This window comes from Vibrio satsumensis, from assembly GCF_050337435.1.
Taxonomy (GTDB): domain Bacteria; phylum Pseudomonadota; class Gammaproteobacteria; order Enterobacterales; family Vibrionaceae; genus Vibrio; species Vibrio satsumensis.
Genome location: NZ_JAKJSX010000011.1, coordinates 170,810 through 187,568 on the forward strand (window position 1 = coordinate 170,810; position 16,759 = coordinate 187,568).

Sequence of the window (16,759 nt, forward strand, 5' to 3'; positions counted from 1 at the left end):
TTTAGTGTTCGATTACTTAAAACCTTTAACTTTTTTTATCAGGTCATAAGCATTTTGAATCTCTTGCGATTTCTCTTTCGCAACATTCATCATCTCTGGAGGCAAGCCCTTCGCCATCAGTTTATCTGGGTGGTGCTCATTCATCAGCTTACGATAAGCTTTCTTGACCTCTTTACCGTCGGCACTCTCACTCACACCTAGTACCTTAAAAGCATCGCCAAGCTGATTCTGCTGTGAAGCCTGTTGCCAACCTGATGATTGCCCATGGCCTTGATGACCACCAAAGCTTCCGCCTTGCTGTTGGAAACGGAATGCAGCTTCTTGCATCTGCAAGCGGCGTTCTAATTGCTCTGCAGAAAACCCTAGACCTTGAGCTATCTTATGCAAGACCTGACGCTCACTTGGGTGCAAGCTCCCATCAGCAAATGCAGCAGATACTTGCAACTCAAGAAAGAACTGTAGAAGATCAAAACGACCACCCGATGAGATTTTCACTCGCTCAAGTACGTCGCTCAGCGGGAAGTCACTCTCTTTACCGTCACGAAAAGCATCTTGCGCCGCTTTACGTTGCTCGCCATGTAGGTTCATGCGCTCCATCATGGTAGAAGCAAGCTGAATCTCTTCTGGTGTTACTTGTCCCTTCGCTTTAGCAACATGTCCCATAACCGCAAAAGCGGATTTAAAAAACTCACTCTGTCTTTCTGCTTGACTTGGCCCTCGACCAAAACCAGAGCTATTGAATCCAGATTGGTTCAATCGGCGAGCTTTATCGAATTGATGTCCTAAAAACAGACCAAAAACTAAACCGAGTGGCCCTCCAAATAAAAAGCCAAAAAACGCGCCCAAAATTTTGCCAAATATTTGCATTATGTGTTCTCTATCTATGAATTTTATCTGAGTAATGCTGTCTGATGATGCTGAATGCTAATATTTCCTTTATCATAAGGAAAATGCTTTATTAATTGGATTGATACTAGATCAACCCTTCATCTAGTGACACAGGATAGTTCAACTTCATGCAATCTTTTTCCCGCACCTTGTTAGCCGCGTCTATAAGTACGGCGTTATACGTGTCGACAACTCAAGCTGAAACAATCACCAATAGTAGTGTGCAGGAAATGCCCTCTATAGATCAATGCTTGATCGAACCCGCTGCAGAAAACGAGACACAGCTACCCGCACACGTTGAGTCAGATCGCTTAGAAGCTATCAATGGTGACAAGGCTATATATTCAGGTGACGTAAGAGTTACGCAAGGGAACAAGACCATCCTTGCTGATAACGTAACCCTACACCAACAAGAAAATATCGTTGTAGCTGAAGGCAACGTAAACTTTAGTGACGGTCAAATCAAGTCAGTATCAGATAGAGCAACCAACAATCTGACTACCGATGAGATGACGTTAGAAAATACCGATTACGAATTTCTTTGCGAACCAGGTCGCGGAGATGCTGTTTATATAGCAAAAACAGGTAAAGCGGTTTATGAGATTGAAGATGGCTCGATTACCTCTTGCCCGATTGGTGACAACGCTTGGCGTCTAAGAGCATCGAGTATCGATGTCGACCAAGACGAAGAGCAAGCGACCTTTTATAACCCACGCTTTGAAATCCAGAGCGTTCCAGTTTTCTATCTGCCTTATCTAACGGTCCCTATTGGCGACACACGTAAAACAGGTTTCCTGTACCCAACCGTGTCATACGGTTCAAGTGATGGCTTTGAAGCTGAAATCCCTGTTTATTGGAACTTAGCACCAAACTACGACTTAGAAACCACTTTTAAGTACATGCAAGAGCGTGGCACACAACTTAACAGTAAATTCCGTTACTTGAGCGACTTTGGCTCAGGTAGTATCGAGTCTGAGTATTTACCGGATGACAAAAAATACTCCGAAAAAGGCGACCGTTGGGGAGCTCAACTTCAGCACTCAGGGATATTCCAGCAATCGTGGTTGTTTGAAGTCGACTACTCAAAAGTCAGCGACATTGATTACTTTACCGATCTAAGTTCTGGTATTGGTAATCGTGAAGATGGCCAACTACTTCAGGAAGGCCGAGCGACATACCGTTCCCAAAACTGGGATGCATCGGTACTTGTTCGAGATTTCCAAGTTCTGACTACAAGTAATAACCTACCTTACCGCCTAATGCCACAGCTAGAGTACAATTACTATGCTCCTGAGGTGATGGAGTACTTAGACTTCGACATGATAAGTCATGTCTCAATATTTGATACCGACGCTGCAGGCAAGCCATCGGCGAACCGTATTCACGTGGAACCCGGTATTACCATCCCAGTAGGGAATACTTGGGGTACTTGGACCACAGAAGCTCGACTACTTGGTACTTACTATCAACAAGATCTTGATGGCGTTGATACAGGTGCGGGTTCTGATTATGAAGGCTTAGAAGAATCGGTAAGCCGAGTTATTCCAGAGTTTAGAAGCCACGCAGGTATCGTCCTAGAACGCGACACCACTATTGTTGGCAACTATACTCAAACACTCGAACCGCAAGTCCAGTATCTTTACGTGCCAGAAGAAGATCAAAGCGATATTGGTCTTTATGATACTACGCTGTTACAAACCGATTATTACGGTCTATTTAGAAGCCGTAAATACAGTGGTGTAGACCGTATCGCAGCTGCAAACCAAGTCAGTTATGGGGCTTCATCTCGTTTCTTTGATGACGAATACAAAGAAAGACTAAATATATCATTTGGTCAAATATTCTATTTTGATAAAGATACAAAACAAACCCTGAGCAGTGAAGGATCTAATGATAAAACTAATTATTCTTCTTGGGCTATCGAAATGGACTTCAACTACGATGACTATCTGTTCTACCATGGTGGCGTGCAATACGACATTGACTCATCTTCGATGCAATTAGCCAATAGTACACTTGAATACCGCTTTGCTGGTGGTTACATACAAACCAACTATCGCTACGTTACAGAAGAATACATAAATGAAACTGTAGATTTTGACGTATCATCAATAACAAGAGATGGTATATCTCAAGCAGGTTTACTCGGTGCCTACCAAATTTCGCCAAAGTGGAATACCAGTGCTCAATATTTCTATGACTTAACCACACAAGAAGATCTAGAGTGGTTAGCGCGTTTAAACTACAGATCGGATTGTTGGTACATCGGCTTTACTTATAGTAACCGTTTGACAAATAACATTAGTAATCCAAATACTACGCCTGAATATGAAAATAACTTCAGCGTTAACTTCGGTATTGTAGGCTTTGGTACCAACATTGGTTCTGACTCTGGAGCAGTTGGGGATAGCAGCTCCGACAACTCGCTAAGCTACGGTCGCCCATTCTTCTTAAACAACTAATTTTCTTTACTGATAAGACATCAGTAAATTTAAAGGATTACACATGACATTGTGGAAACGCACATTAATTGCCATTGCAGCAGCTTGTACTTTATCAACAAGCTATGCAGCGCCGATCGAGCTAGACAGCGTAAAAGTTATCGTTAACGAAGGCGTTATCTTACAAAGTGACATCGATGCTTCTATGAAGACGCTGCGTGCAAACGCTAAAAAAAGCGGTCAAACACTGCCATCACAAGACGTGCTCAACGAGCAAGTGCTTGAAAAACTGATCATCGATACTATTCAGACTCAAGAAGCGGAACGTATCGGTGTTCGTATTGATGATGCTCGACTTGATCAAGCTATTGAAGGTATCGCCAAAGACAACAACCAAACGGTAGAACAACTTACCGCATCGGTTGCTGAAGAAGGCCTTAGCTACAATGCATTTCGAGAGCAAGTAAGAAAAGAAATTGCGGCAAGTGAGGCTCGCAATGCTCTAGTTCGCCGTCGTATTAACATCCTTCCTGCAGAGGTCGATAACCTAGCGGATATCTTAGCGCAAGAGACTAACGCAACCGTTCAATACAAGATTGGACACATTCAACTTCGCTTCAATGATGACCAAACCAAAGAAGAGCTAGAAGCCCAAGCTAAAGAACTTGTCGAAGAACTGAACTCAGGCAAAGATTTTAGCACCATGGCATATACTTACTCTAAAGGTCCTAAAGCACTACAAGGTGGTGATTGGGGTTGGATGCGCAAAGAAGAGATGCCGACCATCTTTGCTGATCAAATCAAAATGCAAAATAAAGGCAGCATCATAGGTCCTTTCCGAAGCGGCGTTGGTTTCCATATTCTAAAAATTGAAGATGTGAAAGGCTTAGAAACCGTAGCGGTAACGGAAGTTAATGCTCGTCATATCCTGATTAAGCCAACGGTCATCTTGAGTGATGACGGTGCCAAAGAGCAACTTGAAGAAATCACTCGTCGTGTCAACGCAGGTGAAGCGAGCTTTGGCGACCTTGCTCAGCAATACAGCCAAGACCCAGGTTCTGCAGTACAAGACGGTGAGCTAGGTTACCAAACGCCAGATTTATACGTACCTGAATTCAAACACCAAGTAGAAACACTACCCGAAGGTAAGATCAGTGCGCCATTCAAAACCGTGCACGGTTGGCACATTGTTGAAGTACTAGACCGTCGCGAAGTAGACCGTACTGATTCAGCTTTGAAAAATAAAGCTTACCAAATTCTATTTAACCGTAAATTCAACGAAGAAGCTGGTGCTTGGCTACAAGAAGTGAGAGCAAGTGCCTTTGTGGAAATGGTTGAGGACGACCAAGATGACAACTAAACGTATTGTCATAACTGCAGGAGAGCCCGCGGGGATAGGTCCAGATCTGACTCTGGCTCTATCTCAAGAAAGCTGGCCTCATCAACTTGTAGTCTGTGCCGATAAGACACTGCTAGCTGAACGAGCTAAAGTGCTTGGTATCGAAGTGGATCTGCTAGATTACGACGCAAACGCGGCTAAGCAACCTCAACGTGCTGGCACACTAGTAGTGAAACACATTCCACTTGCTGAAATGGCAATTGCGGGCCAACTCAACGAGGCTAATGGCCATTACGTATTAAATACTTTAGAAACCGCAGCAATAGGCTGTATGAATGATGAATTTGATGCTATTGTCACCGGCCCTGTTCACAAGGGTGTAATTAACCGAGCTGGCGTTGCTTTTAGTGGCCATACCGAGTTCTTTGCAGAGAAGTCCAATACACCACTGGTAGTGATGATGTTGGCAACTGAAGGGCTGCGTGTTGCTCTCGTAACAACGCACATCCCACTAGCTTATGTATCTCAAGCAGTGACCGAAGACAGATTAGAGCAAATTATTGCTATTCTGAATAAAGACTTGGTTGAAAAATTTGCTATTGAGAAACCAACTATCTACGTGTGTGGCTTGAATCCACATGCTGGTGAAGATGGTTGCTTAGGGCGTGAAGAAATAGAAACCATCACCCCGACGCTAGAAAAAATTCGCCAAAAAGATGGCATCAATTTAGTTGGCCCATTGCCAGCAGACACCATCTTTAATGAAAAATATTTGCAAGATGCAGATGCTGTTTTAGGTATGTATCACGACCAAGTACTCCCGGTATTGAAATACAAAGGGTTTGGTCGCTCAGTGAACATCACGCTTGGCTTACCGTTTATTCGCACATCAGTCGACCACGGTACCGCCTTAGACTTGGCAGGGAAAGGCCAAGCCGATACAGGGAGCTTTAGAACAGCGCTCACGCACGCCATTGAATTAGTAGAGAAAAAGCAATGAGAAATGATGTCCACTTAGGACACAAAGCGCGTAAACGTTTTGGTCAAAACTTCCTTAACGATCCATACATTATTGATGGCATCGTATCGAGCATTAACCCACTACCAGGTCAAAATCTAGTAGAGATCGGCCCTGGTCTAGGCGCTATTACTGAGCCTGTGGGTAAGCTTGTCGATAAATTTACCGTTATCGAATTGGATAGAGACCTTGCAGAGCGTCTTCGTAACCATCCGGATTTGGCTGATAAGCTAACAATCCGCGAAGGCGATGCGATGAAGTTCGACTTCCAAGAGCTCGTTAAGCCAAACAATAAGCTACGCATCTTTGGTAACTTGCCATATAACATCTCTACACCATTGATGTTCCACCTTTTTGAATTCCATAAAGACGTGCAAGACATGCACTTTATGCTTCAAAAAGAAGTGGTTAACCGTTTGGCTGCAGGTCCTGGCAGCAAAGCTTACGGTCGTCTTACTGTAATGGCTCAATACTACTGCAAAGTAACACCAGTACTGGAAGTGCCACCAACGGCTTTCGTTCCGCCACCGAAAGTAGACTCAGCAGTTGTACGCTTGCAGCCATACGAAGTGTTACCTTACCCAGCAAAAGATCTAAAATGGTTAGATCGTGTTTGTCGTGAAGGCTTTAACCAACGTCGTAAAACCGTTCGTAACTGCTACAAGAGCTTAATTGATAAGGAAGTACTTGAAGAACTTGGTATCAACCCAAGTATGCGTCCTGAAAACTTAACGCTCGAGCAGTTTGTCGACATGGCAAACTGGCTGCACGACAGTCACAACGCTGATAAATAAATAAAAAAGGCTCCTACACTTCGGTTAGGAGCCTTTTTTATGTAATACTTTAATTACATTAAGTATACCAACAACAAAAGGTGCGAATATGGATATATCTACGCCTTGTATCAAATGCCAGGTTCACTCTAAATACATAGAGGAGCAATCTGAGCCAACGAAGAACCGTTACGTCTTCGCCTACATCATAACCATCAAAAACCTAAGTAAAACAACGGTGCAGCTGATGTCTCGCCGCTGGTTAATTACCGACTCTAACGGCAAGCAGCTCACCATTGAAGGTGATGGCGTGGTTGGGCAACAACCCGTGATTGAAGCCAACGACGAATACACCTACACAAGTGGCACTGTCATCGAAACCCCTGTTGGCGTTATGCAAGGTCACTATGTGATGACCGATAACAAGGGCATTGATTTTATTACCGAAGTTGACCCATTCAGACTCGCAATCCCTAATATTCTTAATTAGCCGTACATCCGTATCTACAGGAAATTATTGTGTCGAATTATATTGTCGGAGACATCCAAGGGTGCTTCGACGAACTTCAATTACTGCTTGAAGTTATTAACTTTGATAAAGACCAAGATACCTTATGGGTAGCTGGAGACCTAGTCGCTCGAGGCCCAAAATCATTGGAAACTCTACGCTTTATTCGTAGCCTTGGTGACGCAGCTAAGGTTGTATTAGGCAACCACGACTTACACCTTCTGGCGGTGTCCTTAGGGCTATTTCCAGCGAAACCAAAAGATAAGACTCAAGCGATTCTTGATGCTGAAGATCGTGAATTACTACTCGAATGGTTAAGGCAACAACCTTTGCTTCAGGAACACCCGGAGTTCGTGATGTGCCATGCGGGTATCTCACCGCAATGGAGCATAGAAACAGCACGTATCGAAAATCGAGAGATAGTATCCTTGCTGAAGTCAGACAGATGGCAATGGCTTATCGAAAACATGTACAGCAACACGCCTGATTTATGGCATCAGGATTTACATGATATTGAGCGCTATCGATATGCAATCAATAGCCTAACAAGAATGCGCTTCTGTTTTGAAGATGGTCGACTCGACATGGCATGTAAGCTACCACCCAATGAAATTACCGATGAACCATTAGTACCGTGGTTTGACCTTCCACAACGCATAAAGCTCGATAAAACCGTTGTTTTTGGACACTGGGCTGCACTTGAAGGCTATAACGGAAAAGACGTGATTGGACTTGATACTGGCTGCGTTTGGGGAGGAGACTTAACCGCACTTCGCTGGGAAGACAAACAGTTTTTTACTCAAAAAGCGCTATAGAAACAGAGATACGAACGCTTGCGCTGCTGGGTACAGTAACGCAAGCATTTTTCAAAGCCTAACTCTTAATAACCACAGTTAACGCTCGAGAATCACAAACTCCATATTGTGTTTGTTTTTCTCATCCGCTTGATAAGTATCATTAAAGCTTTGTTTCCAACCCTCTCCCCAGTCTGGGAATTGAGTGTCGCCATCAACATCAAAATCGATATAGGTCAGGTACAACTTGTCTGCTTTAGGTAGGCAGCTTTCATAGATTGAACCACCACCGATGATCATCACCTCTTCAACATCACTAACGAGATCCAGAGCTTTTTCAATAGAAGTAACCGTTGTCACCCCTTCGATCTCTAAGCTCTCATCACGGCTAATCACAACGTTTAATCGGCCAGGTAAAGGACGACCGATCGAATCATAGGTTTTACGCCCCATGACTACAGGCTTACCCATAGTTGAGCGCTTGAACCATGCAAAATCCGCAGGCAAGTGCCAAGGCATCTGGTTGTCTTTACCTATTACACGGTTATTGGCCATTGCTGCAATCATACTGATGATCATAAATCGAAAGTCCTGTCCTTAACTGAGAGAGATTTGATGCTAGACGATAGGTCTGCGTCGGTAGAATAACAGCCCAGGTACAGCTAAGCCAACCGCTAGTCCAGCGATAATGAACATTGATTTCAAAAAGTTCTCCATCAACATTGCCAGTAACTCGGGAGTGTAGCCAGCTCTGTTAATCTCTACCATAGCAATCATTGCCTTGAAGGCAAACACGCCTGGGACCATAGGAATCAAGGCAGCAACCGTAAATACTTTAGGATGCGCTAACAGTTTATGTGACCAATGAACCCCTATCATACCAACTACAGTCGCGGCGAAAAATGTCGCCCATTCGATTGGAATACCAAAGTGCATCATCAGGTAACGGCTACCGTGACCAATAGAGCCTCCTAATGCACAATAAATTAACGCGCGCTGTGGGACGTTAAACACCAATGCGAATCCAACCGCAGGAATCGCGGCGAAAAACATATCATTGAGCAAACCTAAAAACAGTTCGAAAATACTCATTAGCTCGCCCATCCCCAAACATCAGATAAACTCATCGCTGCAACAATACCCAAGCTCGTTGCCAGAGTTAATAAGCTGGCCATGGTAAAGCGCGCTAACCCCATATTAATGTGACCTTTGAGCATATCAGCAACAGAGTTAATCAGAGGAAAGCCTGGTACTAGCATCAATACTGATGAAGCCATCACGATCGTGGGTTGACCGCCAATATTGTAAAGTACAGCTTGAGCAGAGATGGTAGTGGTAACGAATGCAGTGATCGCAAAATTTAATAAAGGATTGAAATGACGATGGCCAACTTCTTGTCTGACGATCATGCCACAGGCTGAGGCAATAAAAGTCATCATGAATACCTGCCAATCTCCGCCCGCAAGACGGCTAAAAGAGGCGCACGATAACCCTATCATCACAACCACTAGCCAACGGTTGTAGCGTTCAGGGCTGATGTTTTGAATCTTTTTATATGCTAATTCATAATCGAGAATTCCCTTCTCCATCATGATGCAAATTCGCTGAATGTCAGTGATCACTTGCATGTTAATGCCACGATCAGCACAGCTTCGTGTGGTGGTAATACAGTGATCATTCATCACGGTAGTGACAACGAGCGCATTGGCTGACAGTGCGACTTCAACCTCATTCACCCCACAAGCAATGCCGATACGGCGCATAATATCGCCGACCAGTGTACTTTCAGCTCCGTGTGCCAGTAACATTTGTCCTGATTGAGCGACAAGTCTTGAGATCGCTCTTTGCTTTGGTGCCATGATTTCCTTCCCATAGGCGTTAAATTTCTAGAAATAAATTCTGCATTAAAATCCGACTGTACATAATGATTTAGATACAAAAAAACCGCAATTTTCATTGCGGTTTAATAAAACTATCAGTGTACTTGTAAGAAGCGACCGATGCGTTAGGAGAAACTAAGAGGATTAGTCACGAACATAGATAACATGACCGTCATCTTCTTCGTCATCCCAATCGTCCCAGTCATCGTCATCTTCAGTGACGACATTCTTACCGCTCATCGCATCTTTATGGTAGTCATCCCACATAAAGTCTACTTTTTCTTCTTCTTCAACTTCTACAACTTCACGAGGTAGGTTTTCCATAAACTCACCTAGTTTGAAGCAAAGATCTTTGGTGCCGATTTTGTTCACAGCAGAGATCTTGAAGTACTCGCCTTCCCAACCCAAAGCATCGATGATTTCTTGAATCTTTTCGTCTGCTTCGTCTTCAGGCATTAGGTCAACTTTGTTGAACACTAACCAACGAGGTTTCTGTGAAACTTTTTCACTGTATTGCTCAAGCTCATCAATGATCGTTAGTGCATTCTGAATAGGATCAGACTGATCGATCGGCATAATATCGATCATATGCAGAAGAACACGACAACGCTCAAGGTGCTTAAGGAAACGAATACCAAGGCCTGCGCCATCAGCTGCGCCTTCGATTAGACCAGGGATATCGGCAACGACGAAGCTCTTTTCAGGAACGACACTTACCACGCCCAAGCTTGGGATCAAGGTAGTGAACGGGTAATCAGCCACTTTTGGTTTCGCAGCAGATACTGAACGAATAAAAGTAGATTTACCTGCGTTTGGTAGGCCAAGCATACCAACGTCAGCTAATAGAAGAAGCTCTAAACGCAGTTCGCGAACTTCACCTTTAGTACCCATTGTCTTTTGACGAGGTGCACGGTTAACAGACGATTTAAAACGCGTGTTACCAAGACCGTGCCAACCACCTTTACCAACCATTACTTTCTTACCGTGTTCAGCAACTTCAGCAACGATTTCGTTGGTATGGATATCAACCGCACGAGTACCTACAGGTACTTTCAGTGTAATGTCTTTACCACGTTTACCAGTACAGTTACCACCGCGACCGTTCTCACCACGCTCTGCGTTGTAAAAGCGTTGGAAACGATAATCGATCAGTGTGTTCAAGTTCTCATCCGCTTGGATGTAAACATCACCACCGTCACCGCCGTCACCGCCGTCAGGGCCACCTTTAGCGACGAATTTTTCGCGCCAAAAGCTAACTGTACCATTACCGCCATCACCGGCTTCTATTTTTACTACCGCTTCATCAACGAATTTCATTTTTTAACTCCGCACTTACGTTGCGTTACCACTCATCAAGGAGTGATATAAATTCTAGCAGATCCGTGTTTAGATCGATCACCTAAGATCTAGGCCGACCTGCAACCAAGGAACAAATAAGGAGAGGTTCTTTGCTTTCTTTTTCTTAAAAAACAAATGGTTTCTTTTTCTTAAAAAACAAATGGTTTCTTAAAAACCAAACTGCTTATTAAAAATTAAAGCCAGAGCGTCTGCTTTTTTATTCTTGCTATAAATAAAAAACCCTGCCGAATCGGCAGGGCTTTTGAATTCAGCTTGAAAGCTAATAAAATAATCTAGTTAAAGATTAAATTACTCAGCTTCGATGCTTACAAACTTACGGTTTTTAGGACCTTTAACAGCAAATTTCACTTTACCTTCAGTAAGAGCGAAAAGAGTGTGGTCTTTACCGATGCCAACGTTTGTGCCAGCGTGGAACTTAGTACCACGTTGACGAACGATGATGTTACCTGCAAGAACAGATTCACCACCAAAACGCTTAACACCAAGACGTTTGCTTTCTGAATCGCGGCCGTTATTAGTAGAACCGCCAGCTTTTTTATGTGCCATTGTTAAACTCTCCTAATACTTAAGCGTTAATGCCAGTGATTTTCACTTCAGTGAACCACTGACGGTGACCAGCTTGCTTACGCGAGTGCTTACGACGACGGAACTTAACGATTTTTACTTTATCGCCACGACCGTGTTGTACTACTTCAGCAGTAACCTTGCCACCTTCAACAAGAGGTGCACCAACAGCGATTTCTTCGCCGTTAGCAACAAGAAGAACTTTATCAAATTCTACAGTTGCACCAGTTTCAACGTCTAATTTCTCTAAACGAAGTGTTTGACCTTCGCTTACTCGGTGTTGTTTGCCACCAGATTGGAAAACAGCGTACATATTTTACTCCGCTTTTTCCGCACAGCCTATGGTTGTTAATTGTACAACTCGGGTGTGCGCTAAACTAATCAATAGGGCGCAGATTCTACGGGAATCATGGCGCTATGACAAGCCATATTTTTAAAAAATTGGCGAAAACCTGTTCGCCAAAGAAAAGTGCGGCAATCATGCCCTTTAGCGATGTATTAATCAACGTTTTTTAGTGTATTATTCAACAATTAAATACAACGTATAAGCCTTACAGGGTCTAACTTCAGCCGGATGAACAATGGATTTTAAAGCTATCCAAACGCTTACTGCCAATGATATGGCAAAAGTGAATGAAACAATTCAAGCCCAACTTAATTCTGACGTAAGTTTAATCAACCAGCTTGGTTTTTATATCGTTAGCGGCGGTGGCAAACGCCTACGCCCTTTGCTTGCTCTTTTATCTGCTCGTGCACTTGGTTATCAAGGTGAAGCTCACATCACCTCAGCAGCCTTTATCGAGTTTATTCACACCGCTACCCTGCTCCATGATGATGTTGTCGACGAATCAGACATGAGACGCGGTAAAGCGACAGCCAATGCCGCTTTTGGTAATGCAGCTAGCGTTTTGGTGGGCGACTTTATTTATACTCGCTCATTCCAAATGATGACAACGCTAGGATCCTTAAAGATCCTTGAGTTGATGAGCGAAGCGGTAAACGTAATTGCCGAGGGTGAAGTTCAACAATTAATGAACTGCAACAACCCAGACACCACAGAAGAAAGCTATATGCAGGTGATCTACTCTAAGACCGCTCGCCTGTTTGAAGCTGCAACGCAAATCGGTGCCATTCTTAGCGAATCATCACCAGAAATCGAAACAGCAATGCAGAACTACGGTAAGTACTTAGGCACCGCATTCCAACTGATTGATGATGTGATGGATTACACAGCTGACGGTAAAGAGATGGGTAAGAACGTTGGTGACGATCTTGCCGAAGGCAAACCAACGCTGCCTCTACTTTACGCAATGCACAATGGTTCTTCTGAACAAGCAAGCATGATTCGTGAAGCGATTGAAAAAGCGAATGGGATGGAACGTCTCGACGATATTATGGCTGTGATGAAAGAGACAGGCTCTTTAGAGTACACAACAAATAAAGCCTATGAAGAAGCCGATAAAGCGATTGCTGAGCTTTCTGTACTTCCTGACTCTGAATATAAGCAAGCGCTAACAACGCTCGCACACTTGGCAGTTAAACGCAGTAAGTAAGCTCGTTGATAGACAACTAGCTTCTATATAAATAATAAAAAAGAGCCTCAGGGCTCTTTTTTAGTTTTGAACAAATATTTATAAAAGATCCAAGTTCAATATCGGCTCGCTTCTAATGATAGTGGCAATTGTGCTTCAAGCTCTTCAAGCTCTTCCATTGGCACTGCGTATTGCTCATGCCCATTGTAAGTCTCTACTAAGGCATACTGCTCTTGCTCATCAATAACCAATACTTTTCCTAGGTGCCCCAAATATTCGACATTCATACCCTTCTGAACAGTAGCCATAAAATTTACCCTCAACTTGGTTGTAGAGGAAAATACGAGTAGCTTGAATTCTAGGATCAAAAAAGCCGATCATAATGACCGGCTCTTATTAATTAACTTTTAGGCTGAGTTAAATAGCGTCTCGCTTATTTAGCGAATTCAACACCAATCTCAATGTCGCCATTTAGTGTTTCAAGCATGCTATCTAAAGCGTTACGTTCGAAGTCGCTCAGCTCACCGTAGCTAAGGATCGCTTCAGCGCCCTCTTTGCCAAGTTTAACTGGTTGTGCGAAGAATGGTGCGTGCTCGCCTTCACCTTCAACGTATGCGCATTCAATCACATTCTCTTCGCCTTGAAGTGCTTTAACTAGTGCAAGACCGAAACGACAAGCCGCTTGACCCATAGACAGTGTCGCACTACCGCCGCCAGCTTTAGCTTCTACTACTTCCGTACCTGCATTTTGGATGCGAGTCGTTAGCGCTGCGATTTCTTCATCAGTGAACTCTACGCCTTCAACTTGAGAAAGCAGAGGAAGGATAGTTACGCCTGAGTGACCGCCGATAACAGGAACACGGATGTCGCCTGGATCTTTATCTTTTAGTTCAGCAACGAACGTTTCAGAACGAATCACATCAAGAGTCGTAATACCAAATAGACGACGCTTGTCGTAAACGCCCGCTTTTTTCAGTACTTCAGCCGCGATTGGCACTGTCGTGTTTACTGGGTTAGTGATGATACCAACACAAGAAGTAGGACAAGTAACTGCGATTTTCTCTGCAAGAGACTTAACAATGCCAGCGTTCACATTGAAAAGATCCGCACGATCCATACCAGGCTTACGAGCAACACCTGCAGAAATAAGTACAACATCCGCACCTTCTAGTGCTGGTGTTGGATCTTCACCTGCGTAACCTTTGATCGAAACAGGCGTTGGGATATGGCTAAGATCGGCAGCAACACCCGGTGTTACCGGTGCGATATCGTAAAGTGCAAGATCTGAACCAGCAGGTAGGCGGTTCTTAAGTAGTAGGGCTAGGGCTTGACCGATGCCACCAGCGGCACCAATAACAGCTACTTTCATTGTTATTCTCCTTGAGAGCTTTCTCTTATAAATTCTTTGTAGGGTAATTCTTGAGCTAAATCTAAGTTAAAAAACTATATTAATCACAAAGTGATTACAATCAATTAACGCTAGCTTTGCGACTTCGCGCAAGTCAATAAAACCGTGCTACACAGCGAGTTCGCATTATGGCGATAATCAACTGAAATAACAAAATAAGTCGTCGCAAATAACACATTATTCTATTAAATATTTACAGTGATATAACTAACAAATTACTGGGATATTTTGGCTAAAATTGAATATGTATGCGAGAATATGCAAACATCTTTGTTAATGAATAAGAATGACATATGCGCAATACAGAAAAGCAAGACAACTTAGTTCGTGCATTTAAAGCCTTACTAAAAGAAGAACGTTTTGGCTCACAAGGCGAAATTGTAGATGCCCTAAAACACGAAGGTTTTGAAAGCATCAACCAGTCTAAAGTCTCGCGTATGTTAACCAAGTTTGGTGCCGTTCGAACTCGTAACGCAAAAATGGAGATGGTTTACTGTCTTCCTGCTGAACTTGGTGTTCCGACAGTTTCTAGCTCTTTACGAGAGTTAGTTTTAGACATTGACCACAACAATGCATTAGTTGTGATACACACTGGTCCAGGTGCTGCGCAGCTTATTGCTCGTTTATTGGATTCATTAGGTAAGTCAGAAGGCATACTGGGCGTAGTCGCAGGCGATGACACTATCTTTATTACTCCAACCTTGTCAGTGACCACTAAGCAACTGTTTGATTCTGTGTGCGAACTGTTTGAATACGCAGGATAATTGATCACAGTTTCATAACTATCAGCCTTACTAATGGATCACGAGCATCTATTTGCTTCGTGATCCAAATCACATCCTAGAATATCCATGCTCCCCTCCCGAAATTACACTAAACCATTGATTTTAAAAAACTCAGTAGCAAATTAAACACGAGATCTAGACATCATTTGTTAGATTTTTTAGCTATATCTTTTAACATTCGAGTAATTTTCTGCCAATTTTTGATATTATTCAGCCACTTTTTCATCACATGGATTGAAAAAGGTGCCGTTTCCAAATAGGAAACTCCAGAAACGACTACACTTGTTTCAGGGTTAATAATGAATAAAGGAAGGGAAATTCATGGCATTTACCAAACTTATTAAAGTTGGTGCTATTGCAGCTGCTGTAATGGGCGCTGGCGCTGTTAACGCTCAAGAGTTCATCACAATTGGTACTGGTTCAGTGACGGGTGTTTACTATCCGACTGGTGGTGCAATTTGTAAACTAGTGAACAAGGGCCGCAAAGACCACAACATTCGTTGTTCTGTAGAGTCTACTGGTGGTTCAATCTACAACGTTAACACCATCCGTGCTGGTGAACTAGATTTCGGTGTTGTTCAATCGGACTGGCAATACCACGGCTACAACGGTACAAGTAAGTTCAAAGATCAGGGCGAATACAAGAAACTTCGCGCTATGTTCTCTCTACATACAGAACCGTTCAACATCATCGCTCGTACCGATGCTGGCATTAACAATGTTTCTGACCTAGCTGGTAAGCGCGTAAACATTGGTAATCCAGGCTCTGGTGACCGTGCAACGATGGGTGTTGTAATGGACGCAATGGGTTGGACGAACGACAGCTTCAAGCTTGCTTCTGAACTTAAAGGTTCTGAGCGTTCACAAGCACTTTGTGATAACAAGATTGATGCATTCATCTACATGGTGGGTCACCCGAACGGATCAATCAAAGAAGCAACAACGTCTTGTGATGCAAAACTGGTTTCAGCAACAGGTCCACAGATCGACAAGATCGTAGCTGAAAACCCATACTACGCTTACAGCACAGTTCCTGCAGGCATGTACCGTGGTACTGACGCTGACGTAAACAGCTTCGGTGTTGCAGCAACAATGGTAACAACTTCAGACGTTTCTGAAGAAGTTGCATACAACGTTGCTAAGGCAGTATTTGAAAACTTTGACACTTTCAAACGCCTACACCCAGCATTTGCTAACCTGAAAAAAGAAGACATGGTTAAAGCGGGTATCTCTATCCCTCTTCACCCAGGCGCAGCAAAATACTACAAAGAAGTGGGCCTTCTAAAGTAATTCTACTTTAAGCCTACTACACCAATAAGGAGGCTAGCCCTCCTTATTGGCTTTTCACGTTTTATAAAAATAACTTAAGTGAAAAGAGCAACCCTTTAAGTTTCTCCAGTTTGGAGGACTTACCTTCGTATCAAGCCTAAGACAAAGACGAACAAAGAACGCATTTCCCTATCCATTCAC

General features: G+C 43.3%; 18 protein-coding genes. 9 read left to right on the forward strand and 9 right to left on the reverse strand.

Annotated features, from left to right (window positions below; all coding sequences use genetic code 11):
• Positions 1-12: 12 nt before the first annotated feature.
• Positions 13-867, reverse strand: a complete 855-nt coding sequence (djlA, locus tag L4C44_RS15675) for a co-chaperone DjlA (RefSeq protein WP_371713704.1) — start codon at positions 865-867, stop codon at positions 13-15.
• A 149-nt stretch (positions 868-1,016) separates the two neighbouring features.
• Between djlA and lptD the strand changes: the two genes are divergently transcribed.
• The 6 genes from lptD to L4C44_RS15705 all read left to right on the forward strand — a co-directional run bounded on the left by lptD (position 1,017) and on the right by L4C44_RS15705 (position 7,782).
• Positions 1,017-3,350 (forward strand): LPS assembly protein LptD, encoded by a 2,334-nt coding sequence (gene lptD, locus L4C44_RS15680; protein ID WP_146490485.1) that lies wholly within the window; start codon positions 1,017-1,019, stop codon positions 3,348-3,350.
• 43 nt (positions 3,351-3,393) lie between these two features.
• Complete coding sequence (gene surA / locus L4C44_RS15685; protein ID WP_146490484.1) at positions 3,394-4,689, forward strand: peptidylprolyl isomerase SurA; 1,296 nt, start codon at positions 3,394-3,396, stop codon at positions 4,687-4,689.
• Complete coding sequence (pdxA, locus tag L4C44_RS15690; protein ID WP_061019093.1) at positions 4,679-5,668, forward strand: 4-hydroxythreonine-4-phosphate dehydrogenase PdxA; 990 nt, start codon at positions 4,679-4,681, stop codon at positions 5,666-5,668. The genes surA and pdxA overlap by 11 nt, the downstream gene beginning before the upstream one ends.
• Positions 5,665-6,480 (forward strand): 16S rRNA (adenine(1518)-N(6)/adenine(1519)-N(6))-dimethyltransferase RsmA, encoded by an 816-nt coding sequence (rsmA, locus tag L4C44_RS15695; protein ID WP_017632191.1) that lies wholly within the window; start codon positions 5,665-5,667, stop codon positions 6,478-6,480. The genes pdxA and rsmA overlap by 4 nt, the downstream gene beginning before the upstream one ends.
• Before the next feature lie 88 nt (positions 6,481-6,568).
• Complete coding sequence (gene apaG, locus L4C44_RS15700) at positions 6,569-6,949, forward strand: Co2+/Mg2+ efflux protein ApaG (RefSeq protein ID WP_004735899.1); 381 nt, start codon at positions 6,569-6,571, stop codon at positions 6,947-6,949.
• 29 nt (positions 6,950-6,978) lie between these two features.
• Positions 6,979-7,782, forward strand: coding sequence for a symmetrical bis(5'-nucleosyl)-tetraphosphatase (locus tag L4C44_RS15705; protein ID WP_428805341.1), 804 nt, complete (start codon positions 6,979-6,981; stop codon positions 7,780-7,782).
• Positions 7,783-7,860: 78 nt separating this feature from the next.
• On the opposite strand, the gene folA is transcribed toward L4C44_RS15705, so the two are convergent.
• From folA to rplU, 6 genes are all read right to left on the reverse strand, one after another.
• Positions 7,861-8,340, reverse strand: coding sequence for a type 3 dihydrofolate reductase (folA, locus tag L4C44_RS15710; protein WP_146490482.1), 480 nt, complete (start codon positions 8,338-8,340; stop codon positions 7,861-7,863).
• A 39-nt stretch (positions 8,341-8,379) separates the two neighbouring features.
• Entirely contained in the window at positions 8,380-8,853 is a 474-nt protein-coding gene (locus tag L4C44_RS15715) for a threonine/serine exporter family protein (protein ID WP_017062945.1), read from the reverse strand.
• Positions 8,853-9,620, reverse strand: a complete 768-nt coding sequence (locus L4C44_RS15720; RefSeq protein ID WP_285955129.1) for a threonine/serine exporter family protein — start codon at positions 9,618-9,620, stop codon at positions 8,853-8,855. Before L4C44_RS15720 ends, L4C44_RS15715 begins: the two co-directional genes overlap by 1 nt.
• Positions 9,621-9,785: 165 nt before the next feature.
• Complete coding sequence (cgtA, locus tag L4C44_RS15725; RefSeq protein ID WP_017061377.1) at positions 9,786-10,958, reverse strand: Obg family GTPase CgtA; 1,173 nt, start codon at positions 10,956-10,958, stop codon at positions 9,786-9,788.
• A 330-nt stretch (positions 10,959-11,288) separates the two neighbouring features.
• Positions 11,289-11,546, reverse strand: coding sequence for a 50S ribosomal protein L27 (gene rpmA, locus L4C44_RS15730; protein ID WP_004735905.1), 258 nt, complete (start codon positions 11,544-11,546; stop codon positions 11,289-11,291).
• A gap of 19 nt (positions 11,547-11,565) precedes the next feature.
• Positions 11,566-11,877 carry a 50S ribosomal protein L21 gene (gene rplU / locus L4C44_RS15735; RefSeq protein WP_004740823.1) on the reverse strand — a complete coding sequence of 104 codons (312 nt, stop codon included), beginning with the start codon at positions 11,875-11,877 and terminating at the stop codon, positions 11,566-11,568.
• A gap of 268 nt (positions 11,878-12,145) precedes the next feature.
• Here rplU and ispB point away from each other — a divergent pair, with 268 nt between their 5' ends.
• The gene (gene ispB / locus L4C44_RS15740; protein ID WP_146490480.1) at positions 12,146-13,117 is read left to right on the forward strand and encodes an octaprenyl diphosphate synthase; all 972 of its coding nucleotides are present in this window, start codon (positions 12,146-12,148) and stop codon (positions 13,115-13,117) included.
• A gap of 95 nt (positions 13,118-13,212) precedes the next feature.
• Here ispB and L4C44_RS15745 read toward each other — a convergent pair whose 3' ends face one another.
• Both L4C44_RS15745 and mdh read right to left on the reverse strand, forming a co-directional pair.
• On the reverse strand, positions 13,213-13,404 hold the full coding sequence (locus tag L4C44_RS15745) for a hypothetical protein (RefSeq protein WP_428805342.1): 192 nt from the start codon (positions 13,402-13,404) through the stop codon (positions 13,213-13,215).
• Positions 13,405-13,529: 125 nt separating this feature from the next.
• Positions 13,530-14,465 (reverse strand): malate dehydrogenase, encoded by a 936-nt coding sequence (mdh, locus tag L4C44_RS15750; protein WP_428805343.1) that lies wholly within the window; start codon positions 14,463-14,465, stop codon positions 13,530-13,532.
• A 332-nt stretch (positions 14,466-14,797) separates the two neighbouring features.
• Here mdh and argR point away from each other — a divergent pair, with 332 nt between their 5' ends.
• Entirely contained in the window at positions 14,798-15,268 is a 471-nt protein-coding gene (gene argR / locus L4C44_RS15755; RefSeq protein WP_004740827.1) for a transcriptional regulator ArgR, read from the forward strand.
• Positions 15,269-15,610: 342 nt separating this feature from the next.
• The gene (locus L4C44_RS15760; protein ID WP_017061374.1) at positions 15,611-16,579 is read left to right on the forward strand and encodes a TAXI family TRAP transporter solute-binding subunit; all 969 of its coding nucleotides are present in this window, start codon (positions 15,611-15,613) and stop codon (positions 16,577-16,579) included.
• Positions 16,580-16,759 lie beyond the last annotated feature (180 nt).

Coding starts and splice junctions, on each gene's coding strand:
- djlA (WP_371713704.1), bottom strand. CDS start 867: ATGCAAATATTTGGCAAAATTTTGGGCGCGTTTTTTGGCTTTTTATTT.
- lptD (WP_146490485.1), top strand. CDS start 1,017: ATGCAATCTTTTTCCCGCACCTTGTTAGCCGCGTCTATAAGTACGGCG.
- surA (WP_146490484.1), top strand. CDS start 3,394: ATGACATTGTGGAAACGCACATTAATTGCCATTGCAGCAGCTTGTACT.
- pdxA (WP_061019093.1), top strand. CDS start 4,679: ATGACAACTAAACGTATTGTCATAACTGCAGGAGAGCCCGCGGGGATA.
- rsmA (WP_017632191.1), top strand. CDS start 5,665: ATGAGAAATGATGTCCACTTAGGACACAAAGCGCGTAAACGTTTTGGT.
- apaG (WP_004735899.1), top strand. CDS start 6,569: ATGGATATATCTACGCCTTGTATCAAATGCCAGGTTCACTCTAAATAC.
- folA (WP_146490482.1), bottom strand. CDS start 8,340: ATGATCATCAGTATGATTGCAGCAATGGCCAATAACCGTGTAATAGGT.
- L4C44_RS15715 (WP_017062945.1), bottom strand. CDS start 8,853: ATGAGTATTTTCGAACTGTTTTTAGGTTTGCTCAATGATATGTTTTTC.
- L4C44_RS15720 (WP_285955129.1), bottom strand. CDS start 9,620: ATGGCACCAAAGCAAAGAGCGATCTCAAGACTTGTCGCTCAATCAGGA.
- cgtA (WP_017061377.1), bottom strand. CDS start 10,958: ATGAAATTCGTTGATGAAGCGGTAGTAAAAATAGAAGCCGGTGATGGC.
- rpmA (WP_004735905.1), bottom strand. CDS start 11,546: ATGGCACATAAAAAAGCTGGCGGTTCTACTAATAACGGCCGCGATTCA.
- rplU (WP_004740823.1), bottom strand. CDS start 11,877: ATGTACGCTGTTTTCCAATCTGGTGGCAAACAACACCGAGTAAGCGAA.
- ispB (WP_146490480.1), top strand. CDS start 12,146: ATGGATTTTAAAGCTATCCAAACGCTTACTGCCAATGATATGGCAAAA.
- L4C44_RS15745 (WP_428805342.1), bottom strand. CDS start 13,404: ATGGCTACTGTTCAGAAGGGTATGAATGTCGAATATTTGGGGCACCTA.
- mdh (WP_428805343.1), bottom strand. CDS start 14,465: ATGAAAGTAGCTGTTATTGGTGCCGCTGGTGGCATCGGTCAAGCCCTA.
- argR (WP_004740827.1), top strand. CDS start 14,798: ATGCGCAATACAGAAAAGCAAGACAACTTAGTTCGTGCATTTAAAGCC.
- L4C44_RS15760 (WP_017061374.1), top strand. CDS start 15,611: ATGGCATTTACCAAACTTATTAAAGTTGGTGCTATTGCAGCTGCTGTA.